Origin of the sequence: Verrucosispora sp. WMMA2121, from assembly GCF_027460185.1 — a bacterium.
Classification (GTDB): Bacteria; Actinomycetota; Actinomycetes; order Mycobacteriales; family Micromonosporaceae; genus Micromonospora; species Micromonospora palythoicola.
On sequence record NZ_JAPZBH010000006.1, the window covers coordinates 3,360,140 to 3,373,267 of the forward strand.

Annotated in this window: 12 protein-coding genes; 8 read left to right on the forward strand and 4 right to left on the reverse strand. The window is 71.0% G+C overall.

Annotated features, from left to right (window positions below; translation table 11 throughout):
• Window positions 1–19: 19 nt before the first annotated feature.
• The 3 genes from eda to O7605_RS24065 all read left to right on the forward strand — a co-directional run bounded on the left by eda (window position 20) and on the right by O7605_RS24065 (window position 2,464).
• The gene (gene eda / locus O7605_RS24055; protein WP_269741252.1) at window positions 20–658 is read left to right on the forward strand and encodes a bifunctional 4-hydroxy-2-oxoglutarate aldolase/2-dehydro-3-deoxy-phosphogluconate aldolase; all 639 of its coding nucleotides are present in this window, start codon (window positions 20–22) and stop codon (window positions 656–658) included.
• Window positions 655–1,758: a sugar kinase gene (locus O7605_RS24060; RefSeq protein ID WP_269741253.1), complete on the forward strand. Its 1,104-nt coding sequence runs from the start codon at window positions 655–657 to the stop codon at window positions 1,756–1,758. Before eda ends, O7605_RS24060 begins: the two co-directional genes overlap by 4 nt.
• 148 nt (window positions 1,759–1,906) lie before the next feature.
• A complete protein-coding gene (locus O7605_RS24065; protein ID WP_269741254.1) occupies window positions 1,907–2,464 on the forward strand; it encodes a hypothetical protein in 558 nt (185 codons plus the stop codon).
• A 56-nt stretch (window positions 2,465–2,520) separates the two neighbouring features.
• Here O7605_RS24065 and O7605_RS24070 read toward each other — a convergent pair whose 3' ends face one another.
• Together O7605_RS24070 and O7605_RS24075 are read right to left on the reverse strand one after the other, a co-directional pair.
• The gene (locus tag O7605_RS24070; protein ID WP_269741255.1) at window positions 2,521–3,363 is read right to left on the reverse strand and encodes a YybH family protein; all 843 of its coding nucleotides are present in this window, start codon (window positions 3,361–3,363) and stop codon (window positions 2,521–2,523) included.
• A gap of 66 nt (window positions 3,364–3,429) precedes the next feature.
• Window positions 3,430–4,416, reverse strand: coding sequence for an RNA polymerase subunit sigma-70 (locus O7605_RS24075; protein ID WP_269742734.1), 987 nt, complete (start codon window positions 4,414–4,416; stop codon window positions 3,430–3,432).
• Between the two features lie 336 nt (window positions 4,417–4,752).
• On the opposite strand from O7605_RS24075, the gene O7605_RS24080 reads away from it, so the two are divergent.
• From O7605_RS24080 to O7605_RS24090, 3 genes are all read left to right on the forward strand, one after another.
• Window positions 4,753–6,054 carry a TrkH family potassium uptake protein gene (locus tag O7605_RS24080; RefSeq protein ID WP_269741256.1) on the forward strand — a complete coding sequence of 434 codons (1,302 nt, stop codon included), beginning with the start codon at window positions 4,753–4,755 and terminating at the stop codon, window positions 6,052–6,054.
• Entirely contained in the window at window positions 6,047–6,727 is a 681-nt protein-coding gene (locus O7605_RS24085) for a potassium channel family protein (protein ID WP_164447157.1), read from the forward strand. The genes O7605_RS24080 and O7605_RS24085 overlap by 8 nt, the downstream gene beginning before the upstream one ends.
• A 98-nt stretch (window positions 6,728–6,825) precedes the next feature.
• The gene (locus O7605_RS24090) at window positions 6,826–7,683 is read left to right on the forward strand and encodes a DUF4253 domain-containing protein (RefSeq protein WP_269741257.1); all 858 of its coding nucleotides are present in this window, start codon (window positions 6,826–6,828) and stop codon (window positions 7,681–7,683) included.
• A 12-nt stretch (window positions 7,684–7,695) separates the two neighbouring features.
• On the opposite strand, the gene O7605_RS24095 is transcribed toward O7605_RS24090, so the two are convergent.
• Together O7605_RS24095 and O7605_RS24100 are read right to left on the reverse strand one after the other, a co-directional pair.
• Complete coding sequence (locus tag O7605_RS24095) at window positions 7,696–8,541, reverse strand: endonuclease/exonuclease/phosphatase family protein (RefSeq protein ID WP_269741258.1); 846 nt, start codon at window positions 8,539–8,541, stop codon at window positions 7,696–7,698.
• A gap of 58 nt (window positions 8,542–8,599) precedes the next feature.
• Complete coding sequence (locus O7605_RS24100; protein WP_269741259.1) at window positions 8,600–9,994, reverse strand: short-chain fatty acyl-CoA regulator family protein; 1,395 nt, start codon at window positions 9,992–9,994, stop codon at window positions 8,600–8,602.
• A gap of 217 nt (window positions 9,995–10,211) precedes the next feature.
• On the opposite strand from O7605_RS24100, the gene aceA reads away from it, so the two are divergent.
• Window positions 10,212–11,483 carry an isocitrate lyase gene (gene aceA, locus O7605_RS24105; protein ID WP_269741260.1) on the forward strand — a complete coding sequence of 424 codons (1,272 nt, stop codon included), beginning with the start codon at window positions 10,212–10,214 and terminating at the stop codon, window positions 11,481–11,483.
• Entirely contained in the window at window positions 11,480–13,090 is a 1,611-nt protein-coding gene (gene aceB, locus O7605_RS24110; protein WP_269741261.1) for a malate synthase A, read from the forward strand. The genes aceA and aceB overlap by 4 nt, the downstream gene beginning before the upstream one ends.
• Window positions 13,091–13,128: the final 38 nt, after the last annotated feature.

Here is a 13,128-nt window from a genome sequence, read left to right on the forward strand (position 1 = left end):
CTCCAGTAAGGTCACGTACGTGACCAACGTTCATAGTTCTGAACAGTTGCCGGTCGGTCGGGTGCTGCCCGTGGTGGTGCTCGACGACGCACGGCTCGCCGACCCGCTCGGTGACGCCCTGGTCAAGGGTGGTCTGACCGCCGTCGAGGTGACCCTGCGTACCGCCGCCGGGCTGGACGCCATCGCGGCGCTCGCCGCCCGCGACGACCTGACCGTGGGCGCCGGCACGGTGCTCACCGTCGAGCAGGCCGAGCGGGCGATCGGGGCCGGTGCCCGGTTCGTGGTGACCCCCGGCTTCGCGCCGGCCGTGGTCCGCGCCTGCCAGCAGGCCGGCGTGCCGGTGGTGCCCGGCGCGGCCACCGCGACCGAGATCCAGATGGCCCTCGACGCCGGCCTGAACGTGGTCAAGTTCTTCCCCGCCCAGCAGCTTGGCGGCGCGGCGATGATCAAGGCTCTCGCGGCACCGTTCCGCGACGTCCGGTTCATCCCCACCGGCGGCATCACCGCCGAGGTGATCGCCGACTACCTGGCCCTGCCGGCGGTGCTGGCGGTCGGAGCGAGCTGGATGGTCTCGGCCGACCTGATCGCCGGTGAGCAGTGGGACGAGATCGCCACCCGCACCCGGGCGGCACTGGCAGCGGCCGGAGGTGCGGCGTGAGCGCGGTGGACCCCCGGCCGAAGGCCGACTGCCGGTACGACCTGGTTTCGCTCGGTGAGGTCATGCTGCGGCTCGACCCCGGTGAGGGTCGGGTCCGCACCGCCCGTCAGTTCCGGGTCTGGGAGGGTGGCGGCGAATACAACGTCGCCCGGGGTCTGCGCCGCTGCTTCGGCCTGCGGACCGCGGTGGTCACCGCGTTCGCCCGCAACGAGGTCGGCCTGCTGCTGGAGGATCTGATCCTCCAGGGCGGCGTCGACACCAGCCTGATCACCTGGCTGCCGTACGACGGCATCGGCCGCACCGTCCGCAACGGACTGAACTTCACCGAGCGCGGCTTCGGCGTCCGTGGCGCGGTCGGCACCTCCGACCGGGGCCACTCCGCGGCCAGCCAGCTCAAGCCGGACGACGTCGACTGGGACCACCTCTTCGGCACGCTCGGGGTGCGGTGGCTGCACACCGGCGGCATCTACGCCGCCCTGTCCGACACGGCCGCGCAGACCGCCGAGGCCGCGATGACCGCGGCCCGTCGGCACGGCACCCTCGTCTCGTACGACCTGAACTACCGACCCAGCCTCTGGAAGGCTGTCGGCGGCCAGGACCGCGCGCGGGAGGTGAACACCCGGCTCGCCCGGCTGGTGGATGTGATGATCGGCAACGAGGAGGACTTCACCGCCTGCCTGGGCTTCCCGGTGCCGGACACGGACATCCACAGCGGTGCGCTGGACGCCGGCAACTTCAAGGCGATGATCGAGTCGGTCGTGCAGGCGTACCCCAACTTCAAGGTGGTGGCGACGACGCTGCGCGGGGTACGCAGCGCGACGGTGAACGACTGGGGTGCCGTGGCTTGGGCGGGCGGCGCGTTCGCCGAGGCCACCCACCGACCCGGCCTGGAGATCCTGGACCGGGTCGGCGGCGGTGACAGTTTCGCCTCCGGGCTGATCTACGGCCTGCTCGAACGCGACGGCGATCTGGCCATCGCGGTGGAGTACGGTGCCGCCCACGGCGCGCTGGCGATGACCACGCCGGGCGACACGTCCATGGCCAGCCTGGCCGAGGTGGAGGCGTTGGTGCGTGGCGCCGGCGCCCGGGTGCGACGCTGACCCGGTCGCTTCGGAGCGCCATTCGTGTTCGGTTGGCGTCAGTGCGGAAATTGACACACGTGTTGTGGTCCCGGCCGGACGGCCGAACGATGAGCTGCATGAGTGACAAGTCATTCGATTGACCGACCTCCGGAGAGGAGTGCCGGTCATGCCGGACGAATTCATCATGGGCGTACCCGAGGAACTTCGCTTCGATGTCATCGAGCTGCTGCCCCCGGAAGCGCTCGCCGGCCTGGCGAGAGAACCCTATTCCAGGGAGCTTCTCCAGGAGTACTTCCAGAAGGCCGACGTCTACTTTGTCGACAGGCCCCGCGATGTGGAGGATCGGAGGTCGGTCGAGGAGCTGATCGACGGACTCCGGGACAATCTCTATTTCCGGGGGCCCGGCAACGAGAAGCTGAACAAACTGTTCTACAAGACGCTCATCAGGCTGCCGAGCTGGGTGCCACGGCCGGACGGCGGAGAGCGGGGCGACCAGGTCGAATTCGTGGCTGCCTGCGTCAGTGGCGGAATCCCGCGAAGCTCCGACGCGATCAACCGCCGGGAGGCGCTCGAGGAGTTCACGAAGAGCGCCATCCGGCTGAACCTCTTCTCGTACTCCGACACCGGCGAGCGGTATCCGGGCCAGGACCTGTCGACGGTCATCGACGCCTGGGCCAGCGGCAAGATCGTGTACCTGTTCAACCCGGAGCAGCCCGGCAACTAGCCTGGTTTCAGGTCCAGCGGACGGTAGACGCCGCACCCGGGACCGGACCGGTCCGCTCAGGGGAGCAGATCGGTCCGGGCGGCACCGGTGGCCGGGTCGAACGGGTAGGACAGGTGCTGGTGCACCAGCTGCCAACGGCCGTCGCGGCGCGCGAAGACCCGGGTACCGCGCGACCAGCTCTCGACGGTCCCGTCACGGGGCGGGGTCACCCGTACCCGGTTCAGGCCCCAGGACACGGCGAGATCACCGTCGACCACGAGCGTCTGGTCGGGCACCTCCCAGCTCACCGCGCCATCACCCGACGCGTCCAGGCCGGCCTGGCAGATCTCACGTACCGCCGGTTCGCCGACATACCGCAGCGGCGCCTCGTGCTCGTACGACACGACGTCGGCGGCGATCGGCTCCATCAGGGCGTCGAGGTCCTTGTCCGCCGTCGCGGCGAACCACCGCTCGTGCAGCTCGTGCAGTTCCCTCTCGTCGGCGGCGGAGTTGCGGTCGGCCACCGGGTCGAGGGCGAACGAATGATGCTCGTGGGTGACCACCCACCGACCGTCGTCACGGCGTAGGCCCAGGGTGAGGCGCAACCGCCGGTCAGGCGCCTCGGCCAGGTCCGCCGGTGTGCCACAGCGCAGCAGGGCGTACGCGAACGCCACGTCGTCGCCGGCGGTGACCTCCAGCGACTCGATGTCGAACGACGCACCCTGGGCCTGCCAGCGGAAGAACGGCGGCCAGGTCTGCCGGTACGCGTCGAGGCCACGCACCCCCTGCTGCGGCGGCGGCACGTCGAACATCACGATGTTCTCGGCGTGGTCGGCGAGCACTGTGGCGAGGTCCCCCTGGTGTACGGCCCTGGCCCAGCGTTCGATCAGTTCGCGGATCTGTTCTTCATCGGTGGCCATGCTCGGCTCGGTCCTTCCGGGGTTGATCGGCTCCGTCACACCTACAACCCCGGCCGGAGCGGAAACTCACCGCCGGGCGGCGGTTTCGTCCTCGGAAAGTCGGTCGGGCAGGCCGAAAGTCGCGAACGGGGCGTCGAGGAAGGAGACCACCTCGGTGACCCGGGCACCGTCGAGCGCCAGCAGGTCCAGACCCGCTGGCCGGTAACTTCGCCGGGTGACGTCCCAGAGGTAGGTGCCGAACGCGAGCTGCCCGTTCGCCCGGGCCGGCAGAAATCGCCAGCGGTGGGCCAGGACCGCCTCGACGAGAAAACCGCGGATCGCGTCGCGGCCCTGGTACCAGACCCGCTGTGGCGGCATCGAGTACCGCGCCTCGTCGGTCAACATCGTTACCAGGGTCTCGACGTCGCCGGTCTCCCAGGCAGCCGCGTACCGCCGGGCGAGATCGCGCCGCGCCCGGTCGCCGAGCGTGCCGAGGGCCCGGTGCTGGCTGCGGTCCGGCAGCAGGCCGGCGAGTATCGCGCGGGCCCGCCGCAACGCGCTGTTGACCGCCACGACCGTGGTGTCCAGCAGTCCGGCGACCTCGCGGGCCGGATAGCCGAGCACGTCACGCAGCAGCAGGACCGCGCGTTGCCGGGCCGACAGATGTTGCAGCGCGGCGACGAACGCCAGCTCGACGCTCTCCCGGGCGATCACCCGGGCCGCTGGGTTCAGCTGGTCGGCCCAGGCCATCAGCCGATCCGGGTACGGCTCCAACCAGGCCACCTCGGTCGCCGGGTCGGCGCGCAGGTCGGTGGGCAGTTCCCGACGCCGTCGCAGCCCGATTAGCGTCAGCGCCCGATTTGTCGCTATCCGGTACAGCCAGGGCCGGATCCCGGCGTGGTCGTCGAGGCGTTCCAGAGCGCGCCAGGCCCGGTCCAGCGTGTCCTGTACGACGTCCTCCGCGTCGTGCAGCGAGCCCAGCATCCGGTAGCAGTGCGCCCGCAACTCGTCCCGCAGCGGCCCGACGAGACGACCGAACGCCTCACCATCGCCGGCCCGCGCCGCCGCCAGCAGCTCCGCGTCCGACCCGTCCGCCCGGCGCGGTCGCTGCCCGGGCGTCCGATCCAGCTCCACACCGGCACGGTACGCCGCCGAGCCTCGGTGTGTCGGTCACTCCGCCTGCCGGGTGCCGGACCCGGGCTGGTACGACCGTGCGACGATGCGCCCTGTGTTGATCGCTGCTGGCCAGTCGCGACCGGCGGGCCGGTCCGTCGGTTGGGTCGTCGGCATCCCGGCTCGGCCGACGGCACGGTGGGCCGGACGGGGTGGATCGGGCGGGCCGCCGTGCGTCCGGTGACCCGGCGGCCCGCGTGGCAGCGACGCGGTGACCGTTTCCGACACCCCGCGCAGATGATCGCCGTGGGATTCGCCGGTGCGATCGTGGTGGGCACCGGTCTGCTGTCGCTGCCCTGGGCAACCCGATCGGGAGACCCGCCCGACCTGGTGGACGCGCTGTTCACCGCCACCTCGGCGGTGTGCGTCACCGGCCTGGTCACGGTCGACACCGGCAGCTACTGGTCCGGCTTCGGGCAGGCGGTCATCCTGCTGCTCATCCAGATCGGCGGCCTCGGCATCATGACCCTGGCCACGCTGTTCACCGTGCTGCTGTCCCGTCGGCTCGGGCTGCGTGCCCGCTTTCTCGCCCAGGCCGAGACCAAGAGCCTCAACCTGGGCGACGTGCGCGGCGTGGTGCGTCGCATCGTCGTGTTCAGTCTGGTCAGCGAGGCGGTGGTGGCCACGCTGCTCACCATCCGGCTCGCCACCACGTACCAGCGCCCGTTCGGCGCCGCGCTCTACGAGGGTGTCTTCCACGCGATCTCCGCGTTCAACAACGCCGGCTTCTCCACGTACGCGGACAACCTGATGGGGTACGTGACCGATCCCTGGATCACCGTGACCGTCGCGGTGGCGGTCATCCTCGGTGGCCTCGGGTTCCCGGTCGTGTTCGAGCTGGTCCGCTCCTGGCGGCGCCCGGCGTACTGGTCGGTGACGACCCGGATAACCGTCGCGCTGACCGTGGCACTGCTGGCCCTCGGCACGGTGGCGTTCACCCTCGCCGAGTACTCGAACCCGGCCACGTTCGGCCCGCTCGACGGTCCGCAGAAGCTGCTCGCCGGGTTCTTCGCCTCCGCGATGACCCGTACCGCCGGTTTCAACAACGTCGACATCGGTGCGATGCGTCCGGAGAGTCTGCTCGCCAGCGACGTGCTGATGTTCATCGGCGGTGGCAGCGCGGGCACGGCCGGCGGCATCAAGGTCACCACCTTCGGGCTGCTCGCCTTCGTCCTGTGGTCCGAGATGCGGGGCGAGACCCAGGTCAACGTCGGCCACCGGCGGATTCCGGCCAGCAACCAGCGGCAGGCCCTCGCGATCGTCCTGCTCGGTGCCGGCGCGGTCGCCGTGGCCACCTTCGTGCTCCTGGCCATCACCCCGTACCGGCTCGACGCGGTCCTGTTCGAGGTGGTGTCGGCCTTCGCCACCGTCGGCCTGTCCACCGGCATCACGGCTGACCTGCCGCCGCAGGCCGACGTGCTGCTCGTACTGCTGATGTTCGCCGGCCGGATCGGACCGCTCACCTTGGCCTCCGCGCTGGCGCTGCGGGACCGTAACCGGCGTTTCGAGCTACCCGAGGAGAGGACGATCGTTGGCTGACATCCGTAACGAGCCGGTCGTCGTGATCGGTCTGGGCCGCTTCGGCAGCGCGCTGGCTCTCGAACTGGCCAAGCGGGGTACCGAGGTGCTCGCCATCGACAGCCAGCCGAAGATCGTGCAGAGCATGGTGGGGCAGCTTCCGCATGTGATCACCGCCGACTCGACCGACATCGAGGCGCTGCGGCAGCTCGGCGTGGGCGACTTCCACCGGGCGGTGGTGGCGATCGGCACCGACATCCAGGCCAGCATCCTGACCACCAGCCTGCTCGCCGAACTCGGCATCCCCGACATCTGGGCCAAGGCGATCACCGGGCAGCACCGCAACATCCTGACCCGCGTCGGCGCCCACCACGTCATCGCGCCCGAGCACGACATGGGCGAACGCACCGCCCACCTGCTCACCGGCCGCATCCTCGACTACGTGGAGGTGGACGCGGACTTCGCCGTCATCAAGACCAAACCGCCGGGCGACGTGGTGGGCATGCCACTGCGCGAGTCCCGGCTGCGCAGCCGGTGGGGGGTGACCGTGGTGGCGGTGAAGCCGGAAGCGGCCGTCGGCGGACGACGGCCCGGTTTCACCCACGCCACCCCCGACACCGTGCTGAGCTACGGAGATCTGATCCTGGTGGTCGGCCCGGTCGACAACGTCGAGAGGTTCGCCGCTGCGGAGTGAGCGGGCCCGACACTTGACGGCGGTCCGACTTCTCCGCTGCGTCCACCGACCGGCCTGTTGCGGAGGATTGTCGGACTTGGCGACTATCCTCACGCGTCGTGACCGCACAGCTGAACGAGATGCCGCCCGACCTGCTGGACTTGTTCGCGGACGCCGCTGCGCGCCCCCGGACGTTGTCCGTGCCGCTCCCGCCCGGCCGGACGGTCCGCGGCGATGAGGGCGGCGCCGACCGGCCGACGCTGTGGCTCAGCGATGACCCGCCTCCGGCTGGGCTGTGGCCGCGGTTGCACGCCGCCCACCGGGAGTCGGGGTTGTGGCCGTTGCTGCTGGACGGCTACGACGGTGAGCCGACGCGGCCCTGGCAGGACGGCGAGTTCTGGCCCGGGCGCGGGTCGTCGCCGGCCGAGCATGATCCGGAGCGGCTGCTCGCCGGTTGGTGGGCCGACCAGACGACTCCCTACGACGGCGACGACCAGCTGTCCAACGACCGGCGGGCCGCCGTCACCGCCCCGTACGGGCGGGACTGGCCCGGGCTGGCGCCGCCCGGCGAGCCGTGGACGACGCCGCAGCGGCACGCGGACCACTGGGCCGAGCAGTTGCGGCTGGCCCAACCGGCCATGCGCCTCGGCCTGGTTCCCGCCGAGCGGGGCAGCGACGCCCTGGCCGTCCTCGGCTGGCTGGGCGCGATCAACCACACAGCCGATCCCGGCCGGCTGTCGGCCGTGCTGCGCAGCTGGGAGGACCGGTTCGGCGCCCGGGTGATCGGGGTCGGCTTCGCCGAGCTGTACCTCAGCGTCGCCGCGCCGCCGGAGCAGACCACCGAGGCGCTGCGGGTGGCCGCCGAGCATTTCGCCTTCTGCCCGGACAACGTCTGGCAGGGGCAGCGACCATGCACCCTGGCCGCGTACGCCGAACGGATCGTCGACGCGCCGACCTGGGCTTTCTGGTGGGACTGACCCGGGTGGTCCTCAGTGGGCCGGGTCGCCCTGACCGGGCAGCGTGAGCGTCACCAGGAACGCCGCGTGGTCGGTCGTCCGTTCCATGCTGACCGACCTGGTGGACTCGATCGGCAGGTCCGCCGTGGCCATGAACTGCTGCACCCCGCCGTCGTGCCGGTGCCGGTAGTCCGCCGGTACGCAGGAACGCACGTCGGGTGTGCCACCCTGCCGCAGGTTGAGGTCGCCGCTGATCACCGTGGGCTGGTAGCGGCCGTCGGCGTGCAGCTGCGGGATCGCCGTGCCGACCAGGTGGGAGCACTGGGCGAGGGCCAGGGTCGAGCTGGCGTACGCCAGGTGGGTGGTGCAGGCGAAGAAGAGGGTGCGGGCCTCGACGCAGAGCCAGGCCCGTTGCTCGGGGTCGGCCGGGTCCTGTGCCGGGTAGATCCCGGCGTGCACCTCGTGCCCGGCGTCGGGCGCGGCGATGTGCGTCAGCACTCCGACGCCGTACCGCTGTCCGTTGACGCAGCGGTACGGCTCGCCGGTGCGGCCGTTGCGTGCCGGCTGGAAGGCGGCCACCACCGTGCCGGCGTGCACGTCGGTCATCACCCGTTCCAGGGTGTCCACGTCGCCGGAGCAGATCTCGTTGAGGGTGACGACGTCGGGGGCCTCGGCCCGGATCACCTCGGTGGCCCGGGCCACCGCGCGACCCGTGTAGCACCCGGTGGCCATGCCGCTGTTGCACAGGTTCAGTTGGAGCACCCGCAGCGGTGCCGGCGCGACCGGTGCGACGACGGAGCAGCCGGCCAGCAGGACGGCGACCGAGACCAGGGCGGCGGCGGCCACCAGTGGCCGCGGAACTGTCGGACGAGAAACCATGCACCAGCCCTGGGCTCGCGGAGGGGCTGAAAGTGTATCCGTACCGGCGGGACGGCGCTCAGGTCCGCAGCGGGTACGGGATGAAGGTGCTGCGGTTCTCGTCCACGTCGAGTTGCCGGCTGATCGGGGGCGCGGCCCGCTGCGGGCAGGTCATCCGCTCGCAGGTCTTGCAGCCCGGCCCGATCGGGGTCGCGGCCTCGGCCGCGTGCAGGTCCATCCCGGTGGAGTAGACCAGCCGGCTGGCGTGCCGCACCTCGCAGCCCAGCCCGATGGCGTACACCTTGCCGGGTTGGCCGTAGCCGCCGTGGTGGCGGGTGATGGTGCGGGCGATCCACAGGTAACGCTGCCCGTCCGGCATGGCGGCGACCTGGGTGACCACCCGCCCCGGCGCCCCGAACGCCTCGTACACCGTCCACAACGGACAGGTGCCACCGGTGCGCGAGAACGGGAAGCCGGTGGCCGACTGTCGTTTCGACATGTTGCCGGCCCGGTCGACCCGGACGAAGGAGAACGGCACGCCGCGTGCCCGGGGCCGCTGCAACGTGCTGAGCCGGTGGCAGACCGTCTCCCAGCCCATCGCGTAGTGCTGGGTGAGCAGGTCGATGTCGTACCGACGCTGCTCGGCGGCGGCCAGGAAGTGTTCGTACGGCAGCAGCAGCGCCGCCGCGAAGTAGTTGGCCAGACCGACCCGGGTGAGGATCTGGGTCTGCACATCGTCGAACTCCTCCGACTCGACGATCTCGTCGATGACGTCGGCGAACTCCAGCAGTGCGATCTGTGCCGCCATCCGCATCGCCTCCTGCCCGGCGCGCAGCGACGTGGACAGGTGCAGGGTGCGGGTCTGCGGGCGGTACCGGTGCAGCTCGCCACCGAGGGCGGCGGCGTCCTCGCGGGCCACGTGCACGCCGTGCCGTTGCGCCAGCCGGTCGCGGAGCAGGGCGCGGACCTCGCCGCGGCGCAGCTCCATCCGTCCGGCCAGCCGCTCGGCCTCCTCGTCGAGATCCGGCACGTAGTTCTGCCGCCGGTAGAAGAACTCGGTGACCTGGTCGTGCGGGCTGCGGCCGATCCGCTCGCGGTCACCGACCAGCTCGGCGAGCTGCTCGTCGGCCTGCTGGTAGCGCCGGTGCAGCTCGATGACCGCCGCCGCCACCTCCGGCAGCCGGGTGGCCAGTTCGGTGAGTTCGGTCAGGCCGGCGCGTCCGGGCAGCGCCTCGCGTAGCCCGGCGACCAGCCGAGGGGTGTCGTGCGCGGCGAACACGGTCGGGTCGACGCCGAACAGTTCGGTGATGCGTAACAGCACCGGCACGGTCAGTGGGCGGCTGTCGTGCTCGATCTGGTTGAGGTAGCTCGGGGAGATGCTGAGGTGCCGGGCCAGCTCCGTCTGGCTCAGCCCGCGCTCCTCACGCATCCGGCGCAGCCGCGCGCCGGCGAACGTCCTGGCGACCGTCCTCACCTCCCTGCTCCGGCGACCGGGTCCGGTCACATTAGCACTGCTGCGAATAGCCGCTTTCACAACTTCGCAGAATCGCCCGTTGACTTTTCAATAATTGGCTTTTTCCGTCCCTCGACCAGCTCCGGCCTGCCATGTGACCGTTGGCTGCACACCCGGCGGCCCGGCGTCTCGCGCAGCGTCACCAGGTGACGACGGAATTCGAAGGGAATGAGAAACGATGGTTACCGCGGTCGAGCAGTTGCAGCACGAATGGGACACCAACCCTCGCTGGCGGGGTGTGCGACGCAGCTACCGCGCCGAGGACGTGGTGCGGTTGCGTGGTGCGATCCAGGAGGAGCACACCCTGGCCCGGCACGGCGCGAACCGGCTGTGGCGGTTGCTGAACAGCGAGGACTACATCCACGCCCTCGGTGCCCTCACCGGCAACCAGGCCGTGCAGATGGTCCGGGCCGGGCTCAAGGCGATCTACCTCTCCGGCTGGCAGGTGGCCGCCGACGCGAACCTGGCCGGGCACACCTACCCCGACCAGAGCCTGTACCCGGCCAACTCGGTGCCCGCGGTGGTGCGTCGGATCAACAACGCCCTGCTGCGCGCCGCGCAGATCACCACCGCCGAGGGTGACCCGTCCGGCATCGACTGGCTGGCGCCGATCGTCGCCGACGCCGAGGCCGGCTTCGGTGGTGTGCTCAACGCGTACGAGCTGATGAACGCGATGATCGCGGCCGGGGCCGCCGGCGTGCACTGGGAGGACCAGCTCGCCAGCGAGAAGAAGTGCGGTCACCTCGGTGGGAAGGTGCTCATCCCCACCGGCCAGCACATCCGCACCCTGGAGGCGGCGCGGTTGGCCGCCGACGTGGCGGGCGTGCCGTCGGTGGTCATCGCCCGCACCGACGCCCAGGCCGCCACCCTGCTCACCACCGACGTCGACGAGCGGGACCAGCCGTTCGTCACCGGCGAGCGCACCGCCGAGGGCTTCTACCGGGTCCGCAACGGCGTCGAGCCGTGCATCGCCCGTGGCCTGGCGTACGCGCCGCACGCCGACCTGCTCTGGATGGAGACCAGCACCCCGGACCTGGAGGTCGCCCGCCGCTTCGCCGAGGCGATCAAGGCGGAGTACCCGGACCAGCTGCTCGCCTACAACTGCTCGCCGTCGTTCAACTGGCGCAAGCACCTCGACGACGCGACCATCGCGAAGTTCCAGCGGGAGCTCGGCCACATGGGATACAAGTTCCAGTTCATCACCCTGGCCGGCTTCCACGCCCTCAACTACTCGATGTTCGACCTGGCCCGGGGCTACGCGACCGACGGGATGTCGGCGTACGTCTCGCTCCAGGAGCGCGAGTTCGCGGCCGAGCCGGCCGGCTACACCGCGGTCAAGCACCAGCGCGAGGTGGGTACCGGTTACTTCGACCTGATCAGCACGGTGCTCAACCCGGCCGCCGAGACCACCGCGCTGCGTGGCTCCACCGAAGAGGAGCAGTTCGCATGAGATACGAGATCATCGGCCCGATGGCCGAACGCTTCGACGAGGTCCTCACCGGCGAGGCGCTGGACTTCCTGGTCGCGCTGGACAGCGAGTTCGCCGCCCGCCGGGTGGCCCTGCTGGACACCCGCCGGGCCCGCCGCGACCGCTACGCCACCGGCCAGCTGCCCGACTTCCTGCCGGAGACCGCGGCGGTCCGCGACGACCCGACCTGGCAGGTGGCGGCGCCCGCACCCGGCCTGGAGGACCGGCGAGTCGAGATCACCGGGCCACCGGACCGCAAGATGACCATCAACGCGTTGAACTCCGGCGCCAAGGTGTGGCTCGCCGACTTCGAGGATGCCACCGCGCCGACCTGGCAGAACGTCATAGGCGGCCAGCTCAACCTGATCGACGCCCTGGACCGCCGGATCGACTTCACCGACGCGCGGGGCAAGCGGTACGCGCTCGGCGACGACCTGGCCACGATCGTGGTGCGACCGCGCGGTTGGCACCTGGTGGAGAAGGGGATCGTGGTCGACGGCCGACCGATCTCGGCCAGCCTGGTCGACTTCGGGCTGTACCTGTTCCACTGCGCCCGGCGGCAGCTCGACGCCGGCAAGGGTCCGTACTTTTACCTGCCAAAGCTGGAGAGCCACCGCGAGGCGCGGTTGTGGAACGACATCTTCGTCTTCGCGCAGCGCTACCTGGGGCTGCCGCAGGGCACCATCCGGGCCACCACGCTGATCGAGACGATCACCGCCGCGTTCGAGATGGAGGAGATCCTCTACGAGCTGCGGGAGCACTCGGCGGGCCTGAACGCCGGGCGGTGGGACTACATCTTCAGCATCATCAAGAACTTCGGCCAGTGGCCGGACTTCGTCCTGCCGGATCGGGCCGAGGTGACGATGACCGTGCCGTTCATGCGCGCGTACACCGAACTGCTGGTGCGCACCTGTCACCGGCGTGGCGCGCACGCGATCGGCGGGATGGCCGCCTTCGTCCCGGCTCGTGACCCGCAGGTCAACGAGATGGCGCTGGGCAAGGTGCGGGCCGACAAGCAACGCGAGGCCGGCGACGGCTTCGACGGCTCCTGGGTCGCCCACCCCGGCCTGGTGGCGACCTGCCGCGAGGTCTTCGACGGGGTGCTGGGCGAGCGCCCGAACCAGCTCGACCGGCGTCGTGACGAGGTGACCGTCACCGCCGCCGAGCTGCTCTCGGTGGACAAGACCCCGGGACAGGTCACCGAGGCGGGGGTGCGCGCCAACGTCGCGGTGGCGCTGCGCTACATCGACGCCTGGCTCGGCGGCGCGGGGGCGGTGGCGCTGTGGAACCTGATGGAGGACGCGGCCACCGCCGAGATCGCCCGCTGCCAGTTGTGGCAGTGGCTGCACCACGGCACCCCGCTGGCCGGCGGGGGAGCGGTGACCGAGGAACTGGTCCGTTCGATGCTCGCCCAGGAGCTGGCCACGGTGACCGAGGGGCGGGCGGACGCCGAGCGGGAACGCGCCGAGCAGGCCGCCCGGATCGTCGAGGAGACGGCGCTCGGCGAGGACCTGCCGTCGTTCTTCACCACCAGCGCGTACGCCCGGCACCTGGGGCCGGCGCGGGCGCTCGCGCTGGCGGCGGGCTGAGGCTGATCGTCCCGACGCGACGGCGCCGGTTCCGGGGC